Genomic DNA, 23,200 nt, shown 5'->3' with positions numbered 1-23,200 from the left:
GTCAGCCTCCAAAGTCGTCGAGGAGAATATTCTCGTCCTCGACGCCCAGATCTTTGAGCATCTTAATTACCGCGGCGTTCATTACCGGCGGCCCACACATGTAGAACTCGCAGTCTTCCGGCGCCGGGTGATCGCGTAGATAGTTCTCGTACAGAACGTTATGGATAAAGCCGGTATGCCCGGTCCAGTTATCTTCCGGCAGCGGATCGGAGAGCGCGACGTGGAAGGTAAAGTTTGGATTGTCGCGCGCCAGCTGTTCAAACTCCTCATCGTAGAACATTTCGCGCAGCGAACGGGCGCCGTACCAGAAGCTGATTTTGCGCGTGCTGTGCAGGCGCTTGAGCTGGTCGAAAATATGCGAACGCATCGGCGCCATCCCGGCGCCGCCGCCGATAAACACCATCTCGGCGTCGGTTTCTTTAGCAAAGAACTCGCCAAACGGCCCGGAAATCGTCACCTTATCGCCCGGCTTCAGCGACCAGATATAGGATGACATGATCCCCGGCGGCGCATCCGGGACCTTCGGCGGCGGCGTCGCGATGCGCACGTTGAGCATAATGATGCCCTTCTCTTCCGGATAGTTAGCCATTGAGTAGGCGCGCAGGGTCGGCTCTTTCACCTCAGAGACATAGCGAAACAGGTTGAACTTATCCCAGTCTGAACGGTATTCATCGGGAACATCAAAATCTGCATAGGCCACTTTATGCGGCGGGCATTCAATCTGAATATAGCCCCCGGCGCGAAACGGCACCACCTCCCCCTCCGGGATCCGCAGCTTGAGCTCTTTAATGAAAGTGGCTTTGTTATCGTTAGAGATAACTTCACACTCCCATTTTTTGACGCCGAAAATCTCTTCCGGCAGTTCAATCTTCATGTTCTGCTTCACCGCCACCTGACAGGCCAGACGGCAACCGGCTTTGGCATCCCGCTTGGTAATATGCGAAAGCTCGGTCGGCAGGATATCCCCGCCGCCCTCTTTAACAGTTACCCGACACTGGCCGCAGGAGCCGCCGCCGCCGCAGGCGGAGGAGACGAAGATCCCGTTGCTGGACAGCGTGTTCAGCAGTTTGTCACCCGCCGGGGTGCGGATCTGTTTATCCGCTTCGTTATTGATCTCAATAACCACGTCGCCCGCGTTCACCAGCTTTGAGCGCGCAGCCAGGATAAGCCCCGACAGCACCAGCACAATCAGCGTGAACATCACGACGCCAAGAATAATTTCCATACTTATTCGCCCTTATAGCTGCACGCCGGAGAAGGACATAAAGCCCAGCGCCATTAGTCCGGTGGTGATAAAGGTGATCCCTAACCCGCGCAAACCGGCGGGCACGTTGGCGTACTTCATTTTTTCGCGGATCCCCGCCATCGCCACGATCGCCAGCATCCAGCCAATGCCGGAGCCGAAGCCGTAGACGATGGACTCCGGGAAGTTGTAATCGCGCTGCACCATGAACGACACGCCGCCGAAAATCGCACAGTTAACCGCAATCAGCGGCAGGAAGATGCCCAGCGCGTTGTACAGTGCCGGAAAATACTTATCGAGGATCATCTCGAGGATCTGCACCAGCGCGGCGATCACTCCGATAAAGGTGATGAAGTTAAGAAAGCTGAGATCCACCCCCTCAACCAGCGCGCCGTCGCGCAGCACCAGGTTATAGACCAGGTTATTGATTGGCACGGCAAGCCCCAGCACTACCGTCACCGCGACGCCGAGGCCGAAGGCGGTGGAGACCTTTTTCGACACCGCAAGAAAGGTGCACATCCCGAGGAAGAAGGCCAGCGCCATGTTCTCAACGAACACCGCGCGGACAAACAGGCTGATGTAATGAGCCATCACCGATTACTCCTTTTCCTGCTGCTCAGGCTTCCAGCTACGCAGGGCCCAGATCAGCAAACCGATAATGAAGAACGCGCTCGGCGCCAGCAGGAACAGGCCGTTCGGCTGATACCAGCCGCCGTTCTGCACCGTTTCCAGCACCGTGATACCGAACAGCTTGCCGCTACCGATAAGCTCGCGCAGGAAGCCGACGATAATCAGGATCGCGCCATAGCCGAGACCGTTGCCAATACCATCCATAAAGCTCGCCAGCGGCGGCGACTTCATGGCGTAGGCTTCGGCGCGGCCCATCACGATGCAGTTGGTGATGATAAGCCCGACGAATACCGACAGCTGTTTGGAGGTCTCATAGGCGAAAGCCCGCAGCAGCTGATCCACCACGATCACCAGCGAGGCGATGATCGCCATCTGCACGATGATGCGCACGCTATTGGGAATATGGTGGCGAATCATCGAGATAAACATGCTGGAGAACGCCGTCACCAGGGTCACCGCAATGGTCATCACGAAGGCGGTTTCCAGTTTGGTGGTTACCGCCAGTGCGGAGCAGACGCCCAGCACCTGCAGGGCGATGGGGTTATTGGCGATGAGCGGCCCCACCAGCACGCGCTTCACCTCTTTCATATCGCTCTGTTCAGCCATTATTCAGCTCTCCCTCACGAACCTTTTTCAGGAACGGACCAAAGCCCAGTTCGCCCATCCAGAAATCAAAGCTATGCTGCACGCCATTGGACGTCAGCGTGGCGCCGGATAAACCGTCAACCGCGTGGAGATCGCCTGCGCGCGCGCCGCCTTTCACCACCTTCAGCGCCGGCATGCCGTTGTCATCCAGCACCTGCTTGCCGACAAACTGCTGGCGCCAGTTCGGGTTTTCCACCTCGCCGCCCAGCCCCGGCGTTTCGCCCTGATCGTAGTAAGTAATGCCTTTTACCGTGCGGCCATCGACGTCCAGCGCCACAAAGGCATACATCATCGACCACAGGCCGTTGCCATAAATGGGCAGCACCACCTGCTCAATCTTCTGCTGCGCGTCGCGCACCAGGTAAATTTCCGCCAGATTACTGCGTCGCTTTATACCAGCCGGATCCTGACTGGCATCCAGGGCCATACTCTGCTGCGGATCCTTCAGCGCCTGAGCCTGATTAAATTTACCCGGGTCTTTCTCCAGCAGTTCGCCGGTGGCCAGATTCACCAGTCGCGGGGTAATGCGCGCCGCGAAGGTGTCCGCTACCGCATCCGCATCCATACCGGGGTGCATCAGCCCTGACACTGCCAGGATATTGCGCTGCTTATCCAACGCCCGCTGCGCCTGCTGGCGGGATTTCAGCCCCACGGCCGAGCCCGCCACCACGATGGAGCAGACCAGACAAAGCACCAGCACCACCAGCAGCGTTTTGCCGATGCTATCGTTACTTTTCTTCTCAGCCACGCGACTTCCTCCGCTTAATATTGGCCTGCACCACCAGATAATCGAACAGCGGTGCGAAGAGGTTGGCGAAGAGGATCGCCAGCATCATCCCTTCCGGATAAGCCGGGTTCACCACGCGGATCAGCACGCACATCACGCCGATCAGCACGCCGTAACTCCATTTCCCTTTATCGGTAAACGAGGCGGATACCGGGTCCGTCGCCATAAACATCATCCCGAAGGCGAAACCGCCGAGCACCAGATGCCAGTACCATGGCATAGCGAACATCGGGTTGGTGTCGGAGCCGATAACGTTAAACAGGGTGGCGGTGGCGATCATGCCGATCATTACCCCGGCGACGATGCGCCAGGACGCGACGCGGCCAAAGAGGATGATCGCCCCGCCGATGAAGATCATCAGCGTTGACACTTCGCCTATTGAGCCGGGAATATTGCCGAGGAAGGCGTCCATCCAGCTCACCGGCACGCCAGTCGCCACGTTCACCAGCGCTTCACCGCCGCCGCTGGCCCACTGGGAGAGCGGCGTGGCGCCGGAGAAACCGTCCGCCGCGGTCCATACGAGATCGCCGGAAATCTGCGCCGGATAGGCGAAGAACAGGAACGCGCGCCCCGCCAGCGCCGGGTTGAGGAAGTTGCGCCCGGTGCCGCCGAAAATCTCTTTGGCGATCACCACGCCGAAGGAGATCCCCAGCGCCGCCTGCCACAGCGGCAGCGTGGGCGGCACAATCAACGCGAAGAGAATAGAGGTAACGAAAAAACCTTCGTTAATCTCATGCTTGCGCACAATCGCGAACAGCACTTCCCAGAAGCCACCGACGATAAAAACGGTGATATAGATCGGCAGGAAGAAGACCGCGCCCAGGGTCATCATGCTCAGCCAGCCGGCGTCGGCACTGAAGCTCACCCCTAACCACTGGGCGACGCTGTAGTGCCAGTTGTTGGCGATCGCCTGCTGCAGCTGTTCGGCGCCGTATAGCTTGTGCAGCGCCGGAATGGTCTGCAGCCCAACGTTGTACATGCCCCAGAACATCGCCGGGAATACGGCAAACCACACGAGGATCATCATCCGCTTCAGGTCGATGGCGTCGCGCACGTGCGCCGCGCCGCGGGTTACCTGGCCCGGCGTGTAGAAGATGGTCGCCGCCGCCTCATACAGCGGGTAATATTTTTCCAGCTTGCCGCCATGCGTGAAATGCGGCTCAAGTTTCTCAATCAGGTGCTTTAAGCCCATCTCTTATCCTTCCTGCTCAATCCGGGTTAACACGCTGCGCAGCGCCGGGCCATATTCATACTTTCCAGGGCAAACATAGGTGCACAGCGCCAGATCTTCTTCATCCAGCTCCAGACAGCCCAGCGCCTGAGCGCTGTCGGTGTCTCCGGCCAGCAGATCGCGCAGCAGTATGGTCGGCAGGATATCCAGAGGCATCACCCGCTCGTAGTTGCCGATCGGCACCATCGCCCGCTCGCCGCCGTTGGTATCGGTGGAAAAATGAAAGCGCTTGCGCTTGAAGAAATGGCCCAGCGTGGTGCGGGTAATCGAGAATTTCTCTTTGCCCGGCATCACCCAGCCGAAGAGCTCTTTTTCCCGCCCTTCTTTGACCACGCTCACCTGCAGATGGAAGCGCCCCAGGAAGGCGTGAGGGCCATGGGCGCGGGCGCCGCTAAGCACCGAGCCGGAAATGACCCTGTTTTCCCCCTCCTGCAACTCACCTGCCAGCAGATCCTCCAGGCTGGCGCCGAGCGTCGTTTTGACCAGCCGCGGAGATGTTACCTGCGGGCCGCCGAGCGCAATTATCCGTTCGCAGTAGAGCTCCCCGTCGAGGAAAAGCTTACCAATGGCGATCGCGTCCTGATAATTGAGGTGCCAGACCTGCTTATTCAGGCTCACCGGCTCCAGAAAGTGAATATGCGTTCCCGGCAGCCCCGCCGGGTGCGGCCCGCTGAACTGATTGAAACAGACCTGGCCGAGAGGATGACCGCCCAGCTTGCCGCCGCTGGGCTGGCAGACGTGCACTTTCCCGTCGGTCAAGCGCGTGAGCACGGTAAGACCGGCGTCGAAGGCGGCACGTTCGGCCAGAATAATCGGCTGCGGCTCCGCCGCCAGCGGATTGGTGTCCATGGCGTTAACAAAGATAGCGGCGGGCGTGCTCCCCGGGAGCGGCGTTTTGCTGAACGGTCGGGTACGCAGCGCCGTCCATTGGCCCGACGCCAGCAGCTGCTGCTGTACGGTGTCGCGCGGCAGTTCGGCCAGCGCGTCCGCGGCGTAACGGGTAAACGCCACCGCGTCATTGCCCTCGATATCAATCACCACCGACTGCAACACGCGCCGTTCGCCGCGGTGGATCGCGCTGACGATCCCGCTCGCCGGGGCGGTAAAGCAGACGCCAGGGATCTTTTTATCTTCGAACAGGATCTGACCTTTTTTGACCCGATCGCCTTCTTTAACCGCCATCGCGGGGCGCATGCCAACGTACTCTTCGCCGAGTAGCGCGACGCGCTTCACCGCTGGCGCGGGAGAAATCTGCTGTAATGGCATGCCAGCTATGGGCAAATCCAGCCCTTTCGTGATTTTAATCATATCGTTAGCAGGTATCCGTAACCTCAACCCCGACGCAGGTCAGGGCCAGCTTATTGACAGAATGGCAGAGAAGAAAGGGCGAAACGGCGCCAGTAGCGCTCAGGACGGAAGAGAAGCATCCTTTCTTACTCTGATGATGAACCGGCGCAAGTGTAACATTTCGTGAGCGGCGGCTGTAGCGCAAGGGGCGATAAGTGCTTCTAAAATGCGAGCTATTGCGCAAAGTTCTCACTGTGTTTTCGTCGCTGGCAGGGTATAAAGTGAGGCTGATTTGTAAACGCCGCCACGTCGCCCTTGCGAAAAAATGCCGTGATGCTAATGTGAGCGCTCTAAATCCAGAAAACTCTGATTTCGGGTCTCTCTTGCCGTCCTGGCAATGTGGCTATTTTGTTTTATCAAGGAACAAGCAGTATGCGCAAAATCGCATTATTTATTGCGATGCTTCTGTTGCCGTGCGTGTCATTTGCCGGGCTGCTCAGCAGCAACAGCCCGACGACGCCGGTTAGCAAAGAATATAAGCAGCAATTAATGGGTTCACCGGTTTACATTGAGATCTTTAAAGAAGAGCGCATGCTCGACCTTTACGTCAAAATGGGTGAGACCTACCAGCTCCTCGACAGCTACCGGATCTGCAACTACTCCGGTGGCCTCGGTCCGAAACAGCGCCAGGGCGATTTCAAGAGTCCGGAAGGGTTCTATAACGTCACCCGCAGCCAGCTCAAACCCGACAGCCGCTTCTATAAAGCGATTAACATCGGCTTCCCGAACGCCTACGATCGCGCCCATGGTTATGAAGGGAAATACCTGATGATCCACGGCGACTGCGTCTCAGTCGGCTGCTACGCCATGACCGACAGCGGTATCGATGAGATCTTCCAGTTCGTGACCGGCGCCTTAGTCTTCGGCCAGCCAAGCGTGCAGGTGAGTATCTATCCGTTCCGCATGACCAACGCCAACATGGAACGCCACAAATACTCCTACTACGCGGATTTCTGGAAACAGCTCAAGCCAGGCTATGACTATTTCCAGCAGACCCACAAACCGCCGGTCGTATCAGTGACCGACGGCCGCTATGTGGTGAGCAAGCCGCTCAGCCACGAGGTTGTCCAGCCGCAGCTGGCCTCAAACTACACGCTCCCCGAGACAAAATAACGCCCACTCGCCTGGCATGATCTTATGCCAGGTTTCATTGGCCGTCAGCGGCTGCGTGGCGATAACCGTGACCACATCGTTGGGTGTGGTCTCGCGTTGAAAGTCGATCTCCACATCCTGGTCCAGCAGTTTTGCCACGCCGAACGGCGCTCGCCGGGTTATCCAGTGCAGATTGGTCGAGCAGAACGCCATTACGTAGCGCCCGTCCGACAGCAGCATGTTGAACACCCCTTTCTCACGTAGTTCACCCGCGAGGGTGGCGATATACTTGAAAACGCCCAGCATATTGCCCGGCGTGCGCGGATAGCGCTCGGTTAAACGGTGCAGCAGCCAGCAAAACGCCTTTTCACTGTCGGTTTCACCTACCGGATGAAAATTACCGGTTTTCAGCGACTTATAGCCTTTTAGCTGCCCATTGTGCGCATAGGTCCAGTTGCGCCCCCACAGTTCGCGGGTGAAGGGATGGGTGTTCTCCAGGGCCACCCTCCCGCGGTTGGCCTGACGAATATGGGCGACGACGGAACAGGACTTAATGGGGTAATCCTGAACCAGTTTCGCGATCGGCGACTGAAAGCTCGGCTGGGGATCCTTGAATGTGCGACAGCCTTTACCTTCATAGAAGGTGATGCCCCAGCCGTCTTTATGCGGCCCCGTCCCGCCGCCGCGCTGCACCAGCCCGGTAAAGCTAAAACAGATATCGGTTGGCACATTGGCGCTCATCCCGAGCAGTTCGCACATAGATCACCTCACCCTCACAAATCACGACGGCGCCGGAGCGAGGCCACCGTCAACAGTACACACTCACCTGCCTGTTAGCCTTTCGCCATCTCTTTTTCGATCAGCATAATCAGAATGTGGATCACTTTGATATGGATCTCCTGGATGCGGTCGGCGTAGCCAAAGTGCGGCACGCGAATTTCCACATCAGCGCTACCGGCCATTTTACCGCCGTCTTTACCGGTCAGGGTGATCACTTTCATCCCCTGCGCCCGCGCGGCCTCAATGGCCTTAATCACGTTGCCGGAGTTGCCAGACGTGGAGATACCGAGCAGCACATCGCCTGCGCGGCCAACGGATTCAACGTAGCGGGAGAACACATACTCATAGCCAAAATCATTGCTCACGCAGGAGAGGTGGCTGACGTCGGAGATCGCGATGGCCGGGTAACCCGGGCGGTTTTCGCGATAACGTCCGGTCAGCTCTTCCGCAAAATGCATCGCATCGCAATGGGAACCGCCGTTACCGCAGGACAGCACTTTCCCACCCGCCTTAAAGCTATCCGCCAGCAGGACAGCGGCACGCTGGATAGCATGGATATTGGCTTCGTCCTGCAGAAAGTTAGCCAGCGTTTCCGCGGCTTCGTTCAGTTCGTTACGAATAAGATCCTGGTACATGAGGATAATCCTTCAGTATGAGTGGAATAACCCCGGCAGTGTACCGGATAGCCGTCGAAGCGAGAAGCAGCAGGCAGCGTTATCCCTCGCTCTTTTGATTTTATGTGCCGCTTTTGCATACAACAATGTGAGCAAGGTTGTAATTATTTTGTAAACACATTGCTAAATAAAAACGCATGCACTACAACCAATACATCACAAGTGGTCAGACCTCCTACAAGCTCAGGGAGCATTTCTCTATGATGATTTTGAGTATTGTTGCAACCGTCGTTTTACTCGGCGCGCTCTTCTATCACCGGGTCAGCCTGCTGCTCAGCAGCGTGATTTTGCTCGCCTGGACCGCGGCGCTCGGCGCGGCCGGAGTGTGGAATATCTGGCTGCTACTGCCGCTGGCGATCATACTGTTGCCGTTTAACTTTGCGCCTATGCGTAAATCCATGATTTCCGCACCGGCGTTTCGCACATTCCGCAAGGTGATGCCGCCGATGTCGCGCACGGAAAAAGAAGCCATCGACGCCGGCACCACCTGGTGGGAAGGCGATCTGTTTCGCGGCAATCCTGACTGGCAAAAGTTACATAACTATCCGCAGCCGCGGCTGACTGCCGAAGAGCAAGCTTTCCTCGACGGCCCAGTTGAAGAAGCCTGCCGGATGGCTAACGACTTCGCCATCACCCACGAAATGGCCGATCTGCCGCCGGAGCTGTGGGCCTATCTGAAAGAGCACCGCTTCTTCGCGATGATTATTAAGAAAGAGTATGGCGGACTTGAGTTCTCCGCTTACGCTCAGGCACGAGTACTGCAGAAACTCTCTGGCGTCTCCGGCATCCTGGCGATCACCGTCGGCGTCCCGAACTCGCTGGGCCCGGGCGAACTGCTGCAGCATTACGGTACCGAAGAACAGAAGAATCATTATCTGCCGCGTCTGGCACGCGGCCTGGAAATCCCTTGCTTCGCTCTCACCAGCCCGGAAGCGGGCTCTGACGCCGGCGCCATCCCGGATACCGGCGTGGTGTGCATGGGCGACTGGCAGGGTCAACAGGTGCTGGGGATGCGCCTGACCTGGAACAAACGTTATATCACGCTGGCGCCTATCGCCACCGTGCTGGGGCTGGCTTTCAAACTCTCTGACCCGGATCGTTTGCTGGGCGGAGAAGAAGAGCTGGGTATCACCTGCGCGCTGATCCCCACCTCCACCCCGGGCGTGGAAATCGGCCGTCGCCACTTCCCGCTGAACGTGCCGTTCCAGAACGGTCCAACCCGCGGCAAAGATATCTTCGTGCCTATCGATTACATCATCGGCGGCCCAAGCATGGCCGGTCAGGGCTGGCGCATGTTGGTTGAATGTCTATCGGTCGGCCGCGGTATTACTCTGCCGTCCAACGCCACCGGTGGTCTGAAATCCGTTGCCATGGCGACTGGCGCTTACGCCCATATTCGCCGCCAGTTCAAAATCTCCATCGGCAAAATGGAAGGGATTGAAGAGGCGCTGGCGCGTATCGCCGGTAACGCCTATGTGATGGACGCTGCGGCGTCGCTGATCACCTACGGCATCATGCTCGGCGAGAAACCTGCAGTGCTGTCCGCTATCGTGAAATATCACTGCACCCACCGCGGCCAGCGCTCCATTATCGACGCGATGGATATTACCGGCGGGAAAGGCATTATGCTGGGCGAAGGCAACTTCCTCGCCCGGGCCTATCAGGGCGCGCCTATCGCCATCACCGTGGAAGGCGCAAACATTCTGACCCGCAGCATGATGATCTTCGGTCAGGGGGCGATTCGCTGCCATCCGTACGTACTGGAGGAGATGGCCGCCGCGCAGAATAATGACCTGAACGCCTATGACAAGCTGCTGTTCAAACACATCGGCCATGTCGGCAGTAATAAAGTGCGGAGTTTCTGGCTGGGCCTGACCGGCGGGCGCACCAGCAGCGCGCCGACTCGTGACGCCACCCGTCGCTACTATCAGCAAATGAATCGTCTGAGCGCCAACCTGGCACTGCTGTCAGACGTCTCAATGGCGGTGCTCGGCGGCAGCCTCAAGCGACGCGAACGTATCTCCGCCCGTCTGGGAGATGTGTTAAGCCAGCTGTACCTGGCCTCGGCGGTGCTGAAACGCTATGACGATGAAGGACGCAATGAAGCCGATCTGCCGCTGGTTCACTGGGGGGTACAGGACGCGCTGCACCAGGCCGAGCAAGCCATTGACGATCTGTTGGACAATTTCCCGAACCGTCTGGTGGCAGGCGTAATGCGCCTGGTCATCTTCCCGACCGGCCGTCATCATCATGCGCCGTCGGATAGGCTGGACCACCAGGTCGCCAAAATTCTGCAGGTGCCCAGCGCCACGCGCTCCCGCATCGGTCGCGGTCAGTATCTGACGCCGAGCGAGCATAACCCGGTAGGCCTGCTGGAAGAGGCCCTGCTGGAAGTGATGGCGGCCGATCCTATCCACCAGCGGATCTGCAAAGAGTTGGGTAAAAATCTGCCGTTCACCCGTCTGGATGAGCTGGCCCACAACGCGCTGGCCAAAGGATTAATCAGTCAGGATGAGGCCGCCATTCTTACCCGTGCAGAGCATAGCCGTCTGCGCAGCATTAACGTCGACGACTTTGCGCCAGAGGAGCTGGCGACAAAGCCGGTAAAGCTGCCGGAAAAAGTTCGTAAAGTTGAAGCTGCATAATAAAACCACTACCACATCACACGCCGGGCGGGGAACTTTCCCCGCCTTTTTTTCGCCCTCTCCTCCCCTTTCGTTTCCATCAGTAGCATTTTTTTAACAAAATATTCCGCGGACCGCCGCGCGGCTGATATGGTGTTACAGTTAACCTAACCCCCTCATGAGAATGGAGTTGACCATTGTGCCTGGCCTGAAAATTTCGCTGTTGCAACAACCGCTGGTCTGGATGGACGGCCCTGCCAACCTGCGCCATTTTGATCGCCAACTGGAAGGAATCACCGGGCGCGATGTGATTGTTTTACCAGAGATGTTTACCACCGGCTTTGCCATGGAAGCGGCAAAACAGTCTTTACCCGAGGCCGACGTGGTGGAGTGGATGCATGCCCGGGCTGCGCAATCCCAGGCGCTGATTGCCGGCAGCGCTGCGCTGCAAACTGAACACGGCGCTGTTAACCGCTTCCTGCTGGTCGAGCCTGACGGTACGGTGCACCATTATGATAAACGGCACCTGTTCCGTATGGCCGATGAACATCATCACTATGAGGCCGGAAACCAGCGCGTGGTCTTTGAATGGCGTGGATGGCGGATCCTGCCGCTGGTCTGTTACGACCTGCGCTTTCCGGTATGGTCGCGTAATCAGAACGACTATGATTTGGCGCTGTATGTCGCCAACTGGCCGGCGCCGCGCTCGCTGCACTGGCAGTCGCTGCTGATCGCCCGCGCGATTGAAAACCAGGCCTATGTCGCCGGCTGTAACCGGGTTGGCACTGACGGCAACGGCCATCATTACCGCGGCGATAGTCGGATTATCAATCCCCAGGGGGAGATTATCGCCACCGCCGATCCGCATCAGGCCACTTGTCTTGATGCCGAGCTGTCGCTGAGCACCCTTCAGGAATATCGTGAAAAATTCCCCGCCTGGCGCGATGCCGATCCTTTCACTATCGGCTAATCACCCTTCGGGAGCCGCTGCGCTCCCTTTTTATTCCACCACGATCCGCACAGCACAGTAGACCAATAACGCTGCCAGCATCCAGTTCAGTTGCCGCCCGTACAGCAAAAACAGGCGCTGAAACAGATGCCCCGCCAGCGCCCAGCACAGATTTCCCAGTGCGCCAATCGCCGCCAGCAGCAGACTCACGCTGATAAGCCAAACAGGCTCGCGAGTAACGGGCAGAACAAAGGTAGAAAGCGCGGTGATGCCATACAGAATAATTTTAACGTTGACGAACTGTAGCCCCAGACTCGCCCAAAAGCCTACCGGTTCTACACTCGGCGTCCCTGTCGCCGGTTTGCTTTTGGCAATCTGCCAGGCCAGCCACAGGATGTACGCCGCGCCAATCCATCCCAATACCAGGGTAAAGCGTGAGTCGAGTTCAACCAGCGAAAAGGTTAAAGCCGCGCAAATCAACATAGTGATAATAAACCCGACGCTCATCCCGGCCAGCACCCGCAGGCTGCGGCGTAGACCATGGGAGGTGACGCTGCTCAGCGCCAGGATATTGTTGGGCCCGGGTGTCAGGGCGGTGATCAAAGTGTAAGTTAAAAAGGCGCTTATCAGGGTAGGTGTCACGGGTTTTCTCCTCTTGTCTGGCAGACACTACCCGAAGCTGATAATTTAAAAAAATGAATATTTTTTCATTCTCGCTTCGATAATATCGATACAAAGAGGAAATATGGATCTGCGACGCTTCATCACCTTCAAAACTGTTGTCGAAGAAGGTTCCTTTCTGCGCGCGGCGCAGAAACTATGCTGCACTCAGTCCACCGTGACTTTTCATATCCAGCAGCTGGAGCAGGAGCTTGCCATCCCGCTGTTTGAGAAAATCGGCCGGCGGATGTGTCTCACCGCCGCCGGTAAGAAGGTCCTGCCGCATGTCTACGACCTGACTAAAGTGATGGCCTCGATACGTCAGGCGGCACGCCAGGACGATGAGCCCGGCGGCGAACTTCGCGTCGCCACTGGCGAAACGCTGCTGGCGTATAAAATGCCGCGGGTGCTGCAGCGTTTTAAGCAACGCGCTCCGAAAGTGCGCCTGTCGCTGCAGTCGCTCAACTGCTACAGCATCCGCGATGCGTTGCTTGCCGACGAGGTCGATTTGGGGGTGTTTTACCGGGTGGGTAACGATGACGCGCTCACGATAATGGAGCTTGGCCAGCAGTCGCTGACGCTGGTCGCATCGGTCGAGCAGGCGCCGGTAGACTTCATGCGCCCGCGCCAGCATATCCCGCTGAGCTTTATCATCAACGAACCCCAGTGCGTGTTCCGGCAGATTTTTGAAAGCACCCTGCGCCAGCGCGAAATTACTCTGGAGAACACCATTGAGCTGTGGAGTATTGAGAGTATCAAGCAGTGCGTGGCGGGAAATCTGGGAGTGAGTTTTCTGCCACGCTTTGCGGTGGAGGACGAGCTCAAGCGCGGGACGCTGGTTGAGCTGCCATTCAGCGAGACGCCGTTGACGATCCATGCGCTCTGCGCCCACCATGCCGGGAAGGCTATCAGTCCGGCGATGCGGGTATTTATGCAGTGCATGCAGGAGGAACAAGAGGCGCGCTGAAATTCGGCGACGAAAACGACGAAAGCCTGAATCATTGCTGATTCAGGCTTTCTGAATAGTGGCGGAACGGACGGGACTCGAACCCGCGACCCCCTGCGTGACAGGCAGGTATTCTAACCGACTGAACTACCGCTCCGCGTTGTTGTTCCGTTGGGAACGAGGCGAATATTACGGATTCCCCTCTACCCCGTCAACGCTTTTTCTACCATTTTGAATCGTTTGCTGCAAAAATCACCCAACCGCCTACTTTTAATTCATTTTAGTGGCTATCAGGCACGCCACAGGCAGCTTCCGCCTTTCTTTTGTACCAGGTCGAGGCGGGATTCATGGTTCGCCAGTTCTTCATCTGAGGCATAAACCACGCGTAACTGACTGCCGGCGCGGACGACGCGCTGAATTCCCATCTCTCCCGCCTGCTGCTGGCTTTCGCCTTCCATAGAGAACGCCATTGAAGTCTGGCCGCCGGTCATCATCAAATAGACATCGGCAAGGATCTGGGCATCGAGCAACGCCCCGTGCAGCGTACGCTTGCTGTTGTCTATTTCGTAACGCGAACATAGCGCATCGAGGCTGTTGCGCTTGCCAGGAAACATTTTCCGCGCCAGCGCCAAACTGTCGGTGATTTTACAAAAGGTCTCGGTTTTTCCGATGCCGCGGTTTAGCTTACTGAATTCATAATCCATAAAGCCGATATCGAACGAGGCGTTATGGATCACCAGCTCCGCGCCGCGGATGTAATCCATAAACTCATCAGCCACGTCGGCAAAGGTAGGTTTATCCAGCAGGAACTCATCGGCGATCCCGTGTACGCCGAATGCTTCAGGATCCACCAGCCGATCGGGCTTCAGATAGACGTGAAAATTGTTACCGGTCAGGCGGCGGTTGATCACCTCCACGGCGCCGATCTCAATGATCTTGTGTCCTTCGTAGTGTGCCCCGATCTGGTTCATACCGGTGGTTTCGGTATCGAGAACAATCTGGCGCGTAATTGCAGTGCTCATAGCGGTCATTTATGTCAGACTTATCGTTTACAAATCGATTTCAATTACAGGAAGTCTACCAGAGATGCTCAAACAGGTAGAAATTTTCACCGACGGCTCTTGCCTGGGTAATCCAGGACCTGGCGGCTACGGCGCCATCATGCGCTACCGCCAGCACGAAAAAACCTTCAGCGCTGGCTACCGTCTGACCACCAATAACCGCATGGAACTGATGGCGGCAATTGTTGCCCTGGAAGCGTTAAAAGAGCATTGCGAAGTGGTGCTCAGCACTGACAGCCAGTATGTTCGTCAGGGGATCACCCAGTGGATCCACAACTGGAAAAAGCGCGGCTGGAAAACGGCAGAGAAAAAGCCGGTGAAAAATGTCGACCTCTGGCAGCGGCTGGACGCCGCGCTTGGCCAGCATAAAATTAAATGGGAATGGGTAAAGGGCCACGCCGGCCATCCTGAAAATGAACGCTGCGACGAGCTGGCGCGCGCGGCGGCCTCCCACCCCACACTGGACGATGTCGGCTACCTGCCTGAGAGTTAATTCTGCCCTTTGCGCCACTGCCGGGTGGCGCCCACCGCCGGCCGCAGCTGAGTTTTCGCTTTGCCGGATTTCATCGGATTGAGCGTCAGCGGAATGGTCCGTTTGCGGGCGACAATCAATTGCAAACAGCCCAGCGCCGGCAGATGGGTGCTCAACAATTTGCCGCCATGGCGCGACCAGGGCAAAACCTGGTAACGTCCATAGTGCAGCACTTCAAAGTTGAGCAGCGCCAGCCAGTCCAGCTGGCGCATCAGCGTAAACATACGGCTATTATAAGGCGTTCCTTTGCGCAGGACCGGCACCAGCTTACGCAACCCCATCAGGCTGACCGGATTAAACCCGGTCAGGATCATCCAGCCATCATCGATCAGTACACGATCGGCTTCCCGCAGCAGACGATGCGGATCGCTACACCACGGCAGGGTGTGCGCCAGCAGGCAGGCGTCAACGGACTTTTCGGCAAAGGGTAAATGCAGCGGGTCAGCCCGGACCTGCATTGGATTTCCCGCCAGCGAGACATTCACCTGGTGCGAGATGGCGCAAGCTTCGGTATTGATTTCCGCGCTCAGATTGCCAATCTTAAGCAGATGAAAGCCATATAATTTAGCCAGCCACGGTTTCATCTGCTGCTCCAGCGTTTCGCGATAGTATTCGCCCCACGGCATACTGGACCAATGCTCAGGCGCTGTCACTGTGTGAGGTATCCTTGCCGGCTTCATTGCCACCTTCCGCTACGCTTTAGAGGTAATTTATGAATCTTATCAGTATTCCCGCGTTTCAGGACAACTACATCTGGGTTCTCAGTGAGAATAACGGCCGCTGCATCATCGTAGATCCAGGCGAAGCCGCGCCGGTTCTGGCGGCCATCGAGGAAAACCAGTGGCAGCCCGAGGCTATTTTATTGACCCATCATCATCAGGATCACGTCGGCGGCGTAAAACAATTACATGAAAAATTCCCTTCTATAGTGGTTTACGGGCCGGCGGAAACCCAGGATAAAGGCGTCACTCAGGTGGTAGGCGATGGCGATCGGCTGTCAATTCTCGGGCACGATTTTTCCATTTTCTCTACGCCAGGTCACACATTAGGACATATCTGTTACTACAGCGAACCTTATCTGTTCTGTGGCGATACGATGTTTTCCGGCGGCTGCGGAAGGCTGTTCGAAGGTACAGCAGAGCAGATGTATCAATCATTTATGAAAATTAACGCCCTTCCTGAAGAAACCCTCATATGTTGCGCACATGAATATACGTTAGCGAATATGAAGTTTGCATTGAGTATCCTGCCAGATGATAGGGACATAAACGATTACTATCATAAAGTTAATGAGTTACGTGCAAAAAAACAAAAAACACTACCCGTAACTCTGAAAAATGAGCGGCGTATAAATTTATTTTTACGCGTAAATGATATTGATTTAATTGACAAAATTAACAAAGAAACAAATTTGCAACACTCTGTGGCGCGATTTGCATGGTTAAGGTCAAAGAAAGATGACTTCTGATATTTAATTCTTGTCATCGGCCAACTTCGCCGTTATCCTTGGTCGTCTTTTAAGCAACTATTGACACACACATGAAGGCACGAGCGATATTACTCGCCTCTGTCCTGCTGGTGGGGTGCCAGGCGTCTAAGCACGATGGCACCGTCGAACAGCGAGCACAGAGCCTTTCTGCGGCTGGTCAAGGGGAAGCAGGCAAGTTCACAAGTCAAGCGCGCTGGTTAGATGATGGAACCTTCTACGCGCAAGACCAGGATCTGTGGACTTCCATAGGCGACGAGCTAAAGATGGGAATACCGGATAATCCCCGGATTCGCGAACAGAAACAGAAGTACTTAAGAAATAAGAGCTATCTCCACGATGTAACTTTACGGGCAGAGCCGTATATGTACTGGATAGCCGGGCAGGTTAAGAAACGTAACATGCCAATGGAACTGGTATTACTACCCATAGTGGAGAGCGCTTTTGACCCACACGCGACGTCTGGCGCCAATGCCGCAGGCATTTGGCAGATCATTCCGAGCACAGGGCGCAATTATGGTTTAAAACAGACCCGCAGTTACGATGCGCGTCGTGATGTCGTCGCGTCTACTACCGCGGCGCTGGACATGATGCAACGTCTGAACAAAATGTTCGACGGCGACTGGTTGTTAACGGTCGCAGCCTATAACAGCGGCGAAGGCCGGGTCATGAAGGCAGTAAAAGCGAACCGTTCGCGTGGCAAACCCACCGATTTCTGGTCGCTGTCTCTGCCGCATGAAACGAAAATCTACGTCCCGAAAATGCTGGCATTGAGCGACATTCTCAAAAACAGCAAACGTTACGGCGTAAAGCTGCCTACGGCTGATGAAAGCCGTGCGCTGGCGCGCGTTCGCCTCGACAGTCCGGTTGATATTTCTCAGCTCGCGGACATGGCCGGTATGCCGGTCAGCAAGCTGAAGACGTTCAATGCGGGCGTAAAAGGGTCAACGCTGGGCGCGAGCGGGCCAAAGTACGTCATGGTGCCGCAGAAGCACGCCGCACAGCTGCGTGAATCGCTGGCCTCTGGCGACATTGCCGCCGTGCAGCCGACGCAGCTCGCGGACAATACGCCGCTGACCAGCCGTAGCTATAAGGTGCGTTCCGGCGACACCATTTCCGGGATAGCTTCCCGTCTTGGTGTGACGACCCGCGATCTGCAGCAGTGGAATAACCTGCGCGGCTCTGGATTAAAGGTTGGGCAGAATCTGGTTATTGGCGCAGGCAGCAGCGCCCAGCGTCTGGCGAACAACAGCGATAGCATCACCTATCGCGTTCGTAAAGGCGATTCGCTGTCGAGCATCGCCAAACGTCACGGCGTTAATATTCGCGACGTGATGCGCTGGAACAGCGATACCGACAACCTGCGCCCAGGCGATCAGCTAACGTTGTTTGTGAAAAACAGCGATCGACCAGAGTCCTGATACCTCTGGTTCGACAAAAAGGCACCGACTTCCCCGGTGCCTTTTTTATTGCCTAAATTAAACCGCTTTATGCGCTTCGAACAGAATGGTATCGCTGGTAAACGATCCGTCCTCCTGTAACTCGAAGTACGCTTTGACCTCCGCCGAAGCGCTCTGCTGATATAAGCGAATCGCCTCCACCAGCGGCTCAGGAGTACGCATCCGCGCCACCCATGAACTGAACTCCAGCGGCAGGCGATCGGTCAACAACTGGTTAACCACCAGCCCCGCTTCAGTCGCCAGCGTCAACCACTCGCCGCTGGAATAATTACGCACATGCGAGGTGTCGCGCAGGGCTTCCACCGTCTGCAGCCAGACATCACGTACCGGATGACCCGGCGACATCACGTCCATCACGATAATCACCCCGCCCGGCTTGAGAACACGTTTCACCTCACGCAGCGCCTGGCCAACGTCATGCCAGTGGTGAGCGGAGTAGCGGCTAATCACCACATCAAAGCTGGCATCAGCGAACGGCAGCGTTTCGGCGTACCCCTGCTGGGTCACGATATTGCTAAAACCTTTCTCCTTTGCCGCGGCGGCAACGACCTCCAGCATCTGGCTCGATAAATCATAGGCGGTCACCTCGGCAACCTGTCCCGCCGCGGTAAAGCTGGCGTGCCCTGCCCCGCAGCCCATATCCAGCACTTTCGCCTGAGGAAAATCAGCCAGCCGTTCCGCCAGCCGCTGCAGATCGCGACCAGAGGCGTGTACGGTGCTGGTCAGATAGGCGCTGGCCTGGGAGCCGAACTGCTTTTCGACGTTGTCATGGTGAGAGCGTGTTGTCATGTTGTCTTGTCCTTACGGTTTTTTTTGAGTAATAAAAGGCAGCACCATGCATGCGCAGGCCTGCCCCATGGCAGGCCTGACCAACCTTAAATTAATCAGGCTTGCCGGGACTGAATTCGACTAGTAGCGGGTTGTGGTCGGAGGCGCGGGTCACCAGCACGGAAGCATCGTGCACGCTTAACCCACGGTAGAACACAAAATCGAGGGGACGACCAAACGCGCGGCGGCGCTGATCGTCTGAGAAACGAACTTCGCGTAACGACATCTCACGCGCAAAGCGGTACAGCGCATTCATCCGCGGCCGGCTCCAGGCATTGAAGTCGCCGGCCATGATCACCGGCCCGCTGTGATGGGCGATCTGATCGCCAATTGGCAGCAGCTGTTTGCTGTAGACGTCGACGCCAAGGCTAAAGTTGACGGCATGGATATTGACTACCATCAACAACCGCGCATCCGGCAGCGGATAAACGGTCACTAACGCCGATTTCGGCAATCGCAAAATAGGCTCGCGCTCGCGCAGCGGACAGCAATAGATGGGGTGCGCGGAGGCCAGCGTCATTACGCCGGAAGGATGCTGCGGCAATACCAGCGCCGGCACCTGATCGGCGGCCAGATAGTTTGAAGTCGCGAACCGGACCAGTTCTGGGGTGGTTTGCGCCTCCTGCAACAGGACCAAATGCGCATCTTTGCCGAAATTTTTGAGGACCGACTGCCACTCTGCGCGCTGCTGCTTGAAGATATTCCATACCAGCACGCGGATCTTCTCATCGCTGCTTAACGGCGTGCCGGCGGGATAAACCGGACTTACGCCCGCAAACGCCCCCGGAGGCAATATTCTCTCCGCAGGTTGTCCGGCGACATAGCGCATGGCGTAGGTGTTCTTTCGCAATTTGGGCATTAATCCTCGATAACAGAAACCAGCCCGACGACGACTGGTTATTCTGTTATAGGGATTTTCCCATACACTTTCAATGCAAATTGCGAGAAACCCTTAGCCTTCGGGAGAAAGCGCTGCCGAACGGCGTGGCAATTTATCTAAACGTCCGCTCAGGACCACCAACAGCAAAGCGACCAGCACAATCATCGCGCCAATCCACGGCGTCTGCGCCAGACCGTACCGCTCGACCGTCTGTCCGCCGACGATCGACCCCAGAGCAATGCCGACGTTAAAGGCGGCAATATTCAGGCCGGAAGCGACGTCGACGGCGCCAGGCGTGTACTGTTCGGCTTTTTGCACCACATACACCTGCAAACCCGGCACGTTGCCGAAGGCGAAGATGCCCATCACCAGTACCGTTGCCAGCGCGGCATAGTGAACGCTGGCGGTCAACTGGAAGACCAGCAGCAGCACCACCAGCGCGGCGAAGATAAACTTCAGCGCGGAGACGGCGCCATGCTTATCGGCCAGTTTGCCCCCCCACACATTACCGATAGCCACCGAGACACCATAGCCCAGCAGGATCCAGCTCACCGCTGACGGACTGAAACCGGCCAGCTCCTGCATCATCGGCGCAAGGAAGGTAAAGGCGGTAAACACGCCGCCGTAGCCCAGCGCGGTAATGGCGTAGATCATCAGCAGGCGCGGATGGGTTAATACTTTAATCTGATCGCGCAGGCTGGCGCTGGCGCGGCCCGGAATATTATTCGGTACCAGAATCAGGCTGCTGATAAGGGCAATGACGCCCAGAATCGATACCGCGAGGAAGGTTTCCCGCCAGCCAAAATGCTGGCCGATGAAAGTCCCGAACGGTACCCCGGTTACCAGCGCGACCGTCAGGCCGCCGAACATAATGGCAATGGCCGAGGCCGCTTTCTCTTTTGCCACCAGGCTGGTAGCAATTGTCGAGCCAATAGAGAAGAACACGCCGTGTGCCAGGCCGGTCAGCAGTCGCGCCAGGATCAGCGTTTCATAGCCCGGGGCCTGCCAGGCCAGCACATTACCCGCCGTAAACAGCACCATCAACGCCAGCAGCAGCTGTTTACGCGGCATACGCCCGGTCAACGCCGTCAGTACCGGGGCGCCGATCGCCACGCCCAGCGCGTAGATAGAGACCAGCAGTCCCGCCGAAGGCAGGGAGATAGAGAGTTGCTGAGCAATGGTCGGGACCAGGCCGACAATCACAAATTCAGTGGTGCCAATTGCGAAGGCACCGATGGTTAAGGCAAATAGCGCCAGTGGCATAATTTACTCCGTAGCATCAGGATTAAGATGACACGTAGTATGAAGGGTTGTATAAATAACAAAAACTATCAAAGTATCAATAGAATTTTGCTATAGGTGCAATAATGAGAGCCACATCAGAGGAGATCGCCATCTTTGTGGCGGTGGTGGAAAGCGGGAGTTTCAGCCGGGCGGCCGAGCAGCTCGGACAGGCCAACTCCGCCGTCAGCCGGGCGGTCAAAAAGCTGGAATCAAAGCTAGGCGTAAGCCTGCTCAATCGGACCACCCGCCAGCTCAGCCTGACAGAAGAAGGCGAGCGCTATTTTCGCCGTATGCAGGTGGTCTTGCAGGAAATGGCGGCGGCAGAGAACGATCTGCTGGAGACGCGCACGACGCCGCGGGGCCTGCTGCGGGTAGATGCCGCGACGCCGGTGATGCTGCATTTTCTCATGCCGCTGGTGAAGCCATTTCGCGAGCGCTACCCGGAAATGACGCTGTCGCTCGTCTCGTCTGAGACGTTTATCAATCTGATTGAACGGAAAGTGGATGTGGCCATTCGGGCCGGGACCTTAACGGATTCCAGCCTGCGCGCCCGACCGCTGTTTACCAGCTATCGTAAGATCGTCGCCTCGCCCGACTATGTCGCGCGCTACGGTATGCCGCAGCATCCATCCGATCTGAAACAGCATCACTGCCTCGGCTTCACCGAGCCGGTATCGCTGAATACCTGGCCGGTATCCTGTTGCGATGGCCAGCTGTTAGAGATCGAAGCGGCGGTGTCATCCAATAGCGGCGAAACGCTCAAGCAGCTGTGCCTTACCGGTAACGGTATTGCCTGCCTGTCGGATTACATGGTGGATAAAGAGATTGCCAGCGGAGAGTTTGTCGAGCTACTGGCCGATAAGCGCTTACCGGTGGAAATGCCTTTCAGTGCCGTCTATTACAGCGACCGGGCGGTCAGCACTCGCATCAGGGCATTTATTGATTTTCTGAGCGACCACGTAAAACAGCTCCCGAAGAAGCTGTCGTAATACCTTCTCGGGCGGCAGGGCGAACGGCATACCGGTAGCGAGTGATTAATCCCACTGCGGCGCCAGACCTTCCGGGCTCACCAGCCGATCGTTGCAATCCAGCGCAGCGATCGCCTGTCGATCTTCATCATCCAACTGCAGATCCAGCGCCTTCAGGTTGCTGGCCAGGTTATCACGCTTCGTCGAGGACGGGATCACCGCGTACCCCTCGCCCATCGCCCATGCCAGGATAACCTGCGCCGGAGTCGCATTATGTTTCGCCGCGATACGGGCAATCACTTCATCTTTCAGCGCCTTACCATAAGCCAGCGTCATGTAAGAGGTGATGTGGATGCCGTGCTCACGTGCCCAGTCGACGACTTTACGGTTTTGCAGATACGGCGAGAGTTCAATCTGGTTGGTCGCAATGTTTTCAGCGCCAACGGCGGCAATCGCGCGCTCCATCAGTGGAATAGTGAAGTTGGAGATACCAATCTGACGGGTCAGACCCAGCTTCTTCGCTTCCATCAGGGCTGCCATAAACTCTTCAACGGCAACCGCATCGTTCGGTGATGGCCAGTGGATGAGCGTCAGGTCAACATAGTCCGTGCGCAGCTTCTGCAGACTTTCTTGCAGGCTGGCGATGAGTTTGTCTTTGCTCAGGTTCTCGATCCAGATTTTGGTAGTGATGAACAGCTCATTACGCGGCACGCCGCTTTCGGCGATAGCCTGACCCACCGCGGCTTCGTTGTCATAGATTTGCGCGGTGTCGATAGCACGATAGCCCAGCTCCAGCGCGGTTTTTACGGATGCGATAACAACATCATCTTTCAGACGGAAGGTGCCAAGACCAAATGCAGGGATTGCCATGATTTTCCTCGTTATTTCTTCATTTCGGTTAACGGATGAAATTATGGCTGATGGTGTGGAGGGGAAAAAGAGCGATTAATGCAGAGGATTTTTGCTGAATTAGCAATAATAGAGAACAGATCAAACAAAAAAGCCCTGAGCAAATGCTCAGGGCTCTTAATAAGTGGCGGAACGGACGGGACTCGAACCCGCGACCCCCTGCGTGACAGGCAGGTATTCTAAC

Annotated in this window: 23 protein-coding genes and 1 tRNA gene; 8 read left to right on the top strand and 16 right to left on the bottom strand. The window is 56.6% G+C overall.

All coding sequences use genetic code 11. The features are described from left to right. Position 1 precedes the first annotated feature (1 nt). Genes nqrF through BHE81_RS02080 form a run of 6 tightly spaced genes read right to left on the bottom strand, consistent with a single transcriptional unit; the run spans position 2 to position 5,844 of the window. Entirely contained in the window at positions 2-1,225 is a 1,224-nt protein-coding gene (gene nqrF, locus BHE81_RS02105) for an NADH:ubiquinone reductase (Na(+)-transporting) subunit F (protein ID WP_002889720.1), read from the bottom strand. A 12-nt stretch (positions 1,226-1,237) separates the two neighbouring features. Then, positions 1,238-1,834, bottom strand: coding sequence for an NADH:ubiquinone reductase (Na(+)-transporting) subunit E (gene nqrE, locus BHE81_RS02100; RefSeq protein WP_004177335.1), 597 nt, complete (start codon positions 1,832-1,834; stop codon positions 1,238-1,240). 6 nt (positions 1,835-1,840) lie between these two features. After that, positions 1,841-2,479, bottom strand: coding sequence for an NADH:ubiquinone reductase (Na(+)-transporting) subunit D (locus BHE81_RS02095; RefSeq protein WP_002889716.1), 639 nt, complete (start codon positions 2,477-2,479; stop codon positions 1,841-1,843). Continuing rightward, positions 2,472-3,266 carry a Na(+)-translocating NADH-quinone reductase subunit C gene (locus tag BHE81_RS02090; protein ID WP_004177336.1) on the bottom strand — a complete coding sequence of 265 codons (795 nt, stop codon included), beginning with the start codon at positions 3,264-3,266 and terminating at the stop codon, positions 2,472-2,474. Before BHE81_RS02090 ends, BHE81_RS02095 begins: the two co-directional genes overlap by 8 nt. Next, positions 3,259-4,497: an NADH:ubiquinone reductase (Na(+)-transporting) subunit B gene (locus BHE81_RS02085; protein ID WP_004147186.1), complete on the bottom strand. Its 1,239-nt coding sequence runs from the start codon at positions 4,495-4,497 to the stop codon at positions 3,259-3,261. Before BHE81_RS02085 ends, BHE81_RS02090 begins: the two co-directional genes overlap by 8 nt. A 3-nt stretch (positions 4,498-4,500) precedes the next feature. Then, positions 4,501-5,844 carry a Na(+)-translocating NADH-quinone reductase subunit A gene (locus tag BHE81_RS02080; protein ID WP_002889702.1) on the bottom strand — a complete coding sequence of 448 codons (1,344 nt, stop codon included), beginning with the start codon at positions 5,842-5,844 and terminating at the stop codon, positions 4,501-4,503. A 411-nt stretch (positions 5,845-6,255) separates the two neighbouring features. Here BHE81_RS02080 and dpaA point away from each other — a divergent pair, with 411 nt between their 5' ends. Further along, on the top strand, positions 6,256-6,996 hold the full coding sequence (gene dpaA / locus BHE81_RS02075; protein ID WP_002889699.1) for a peptidoglycan meso-diaminopimelic acid protein amidase: 741 nt from the start codon (positions 6,256-6,258) through the stop codon (positions 6,994-6,996). Here dpaA and BHE81_RS02070 read toward each other — a convergent pair. Together BHE81_RS02070 and lpcA are read right to left on the bottom strand one after the other, a co-directional pair. Then, entirely contained in the window at positions 6,967-7,734 is a 768-nt protein-coding gene (locus BHE81_RS02070) for a class II glutamine amidotransferase (protein ID WP_002889696.1), read from the bottom strand. The two genes, dpaA and BHE81_RS02070, sit on opposite strands and share 30 nt — an antisense overlap. 74 nt (positions 7,735-7,808) lie before the next feature. Next, positions 7,809-8,390 (bottom strand): D-sedoheptulose 7-phosphate isomerase, encoded by a 582-nt coding sequence (gene lpcA / locus BHE81_RS02065; RefSeq protein ID WP_004145825.1) that lies wholly within the window; start codon positions 8,388-8,390, stop codon positions 7,809-7,811. 239 nt (positions 8,391-8,629) lie between these two features. On the opposite strand from lpcA, the gene fadE reads away from it, so the two are divergent. Beyond that, positions 8,630-11,074, top strand: coding sequence for an acyl-CoA dehydrogenase FadE (fadE, locus tag BHE81_RS02060; RefSeq protein ID WP_002889690.1), 2,445 nt, complete (start codon positions 8,630-8,632; stop codon positions 11,072-11,074). A gap of 178 nt (positions 11,075-11,252) precedes the next feature. After that, positions 11,253-12,023, top strand: a complete 771-nt coding sequence (locus BHE81_RS02055) for an amidohydrolase (RefSeq protein WP_023302287.1) — start codon at positions 11,253-11,255, stop codon at positions 12,021-12,023. 30 nt (positions 12,024-12,053) lie between these two features. Here the strand turns inward: BHE81_RS02055 and eamB are convergent, their stop codons facing one another. After that, positions 12,054-12,644: a cysteine/O-acetylserine transporter gene (eamB, locus tag BHE81_RS02050; RefSeq protein WP_004178672.1), complete on the bottom strand. Its 591-nt coding sequence runs from the start codon at positions 12,642-12,644 to the stop codon at positions 12,054-12,056. Positions 12,645-12,747: 103 nt separating this feature from the next. On the opposite strand from eamB, the gene BHE81_RS02045 reads away from it, so the two are divergent. Then, positions 12,748-13,629, top strand: coding sequence for a LysR family transcriptional regulator (locus BHE81_RS02045; RefSeq protein ID WP_004145830.1), 882 nt, complete (start codon positions 12,748-12,750; stop codon positions 13,627-13,629). Between the two features lie 59 nt (positions 13,630-13,688). Here the strand turns inward: BHE81_RS02045 and BHE81_RS02040 are convergent. Together BHE81_RS02040 and dnaQ are read right to left on the bottom strand one after the other, a co-directional pair. Further along, a tRNA-Asp gene (locus BHE81_RS02040) sits at positions 13,689-13,765 on the bottom strand. A gap of 133 nt (positions 13,766-13,898) precedes the next feature. Then, positions 13,899-14,630, bottom strand: a complete 732-nt coding sequence (dnaQ, locus tag BHE81_RS02035; RefSeq protein WP_004152034.1) for a DNA polymerase III subunit epsilon — start codon at positions 14,628-14,630, stop codon at positions 13,899-13,901. Positions 14,631-14,694: 64 nt separating this feature from the next. Between dnaQ and rnhA the strand changes: the two genes are divergently transcribed. Next, positions 14,695-15,162 (top strand): ribonuclease HI, encoded by a 468-nt coding sequence (gene rnhA, locus BHE81_RS02030; protein ID WP_002889686.1) that lies wholly within the window; start codon positions 14,695-14,697, stop codon positions 15,160-15,162. Here the strand turns inward: rnhA and BHE81_RS02025 are convergent. Next, positions 15,159-15,881, bottom strand: a complete 723-nt coding sequence (locus tag BHE81_RS02025) for a class I SAM-dependent methyltransferase (RefSeq protein WP_002889685.1) — start codon at positions 15,879-15,881, stop codon at positions 15,159-15,161. The two genes, rnhA and BHE81_RS02025, sit on opposite strands and share 4 nt — an antisense overlap. Before the next feature lie 32 nt (positions 15,882-15,913). Here BHE81_RS02025 and gloB point away from each other — a divergent pair, with 32 nt between their 5' ends. After that, a complete protein-coding gene (gene gloB, locus BHE81_RS02020) occupies positions 15,914-16,669 on the top strand; it encodes a hydroxyacylglutathione hydrolase (protein WP_023302288.1) in 756 nt (251 codons plus the stop codon). Positions 16,670-16,740: 71 nt separating this feature from the next. Then, positions 16,741-18,108, top strand: coding sequence for a murein transglycosylase D (mltD, locus tag BHE81_RS02015; RefSeq protein ID WP_002889632.1), 1,368 nt, complete (start codon positions 16,741-16,743; stop codon positions 18,106-18,108). Between the two features lie 57 nt (positions 18,109-18,165). On the opposite strand, the gene BHE81_RS02010 is transcribed toward mltD, so the two are convergent. The 3 genes from BHE81_RS02010 to BHE81_RS02000 all read right to left on the bottom strand — a co-directional run bounded on the left by BHE81_RS02010 (position 18,166) and on the right by BHE81_RS02000 (position 21,118). Next, positions 18,166-18,936, bottom strand: coding sequence for a class I SAM-dependent methyltransferase (locus BHE81_RS02010; RefSeq protein WP_004183066.1), 771 nt, complete (start codon positions 18,934-18,936; stop codon positions 18,166-18,168). Between the two features lie 91 nt (positions 18,937-19,027). Next, complete coding sequence (locus BHE81_RS02005; RefSeq protein ID WP_002889629.1) at positions 19,028-19,825, bottom strand: endonuclease/exonuclease/phosphatase family protein; 798 nt, start codon at positions 19,823-19,825, stop codon at positions 19,028-19,030. Positions 19,826-19,927: 102 nt separating this feature from the next. Further along, positions 19,928-21,118 (bottom strand): MFS transporter, encoded by a 1,191-nt coding sequence (locus BHE81_RS02000; RefSeq protein WP_020804773.1) that lies wholly within the window; start codon positions 21,116-21,118, stop codon positions 19,928-19,930. Between the two features lie 104 nt (positions 21,119-21,222). On the opposite strand from BHE81_RS02000, the gene yafC reads away from it, so the two are divergent. Then, positions 21,223-22,128 (top strand): DNA-binding transcriptional regulator YafC, encoded by a 906-nt coding sequence (gene yafC, locus BHE81_RS01995; protein ID WP_023302289.1) that lies wholly within the window; start codon positions 21,223-21,225, stop codon positions 22,126-22,128. A 45-nt stretch (positions 22,129-22,173) separates the two neighbouring features. Here the strand turns inward: yafC and dkgB are convergent, their stop codons facing one another. Beyond that, positions 22,174-22,977 (bottom strand): 2,5-didehydrogluconate reductase DkgB, encoded by an 804-nt coding sequence (gene dkgB, locus BHE81_RS01990; RefSeq protein WP_020804775.1) that lies wholly within the window; start codon positions 22,975-22,977, stop codon positions 22,174-22,176. Between the last annotated feature and the right edge of the window lie 223 nt (positions 22,978-23,200).

Source organism: Klebsiella sp. AqSCr, from assembly GCF_008452795.1.
Lineage (GTDB): Bacteria > Pseudomonadota > Gammaproteobacteria > Enterobacterales > Enterobacteriaceae > Klebsiella > Klebsiella pneumoniae.
The sequence above is the reverse complement of the archived record's forward strand: the minus strand, read 5'-3'. Positions and strand labels throughout refer to the sequence as shown.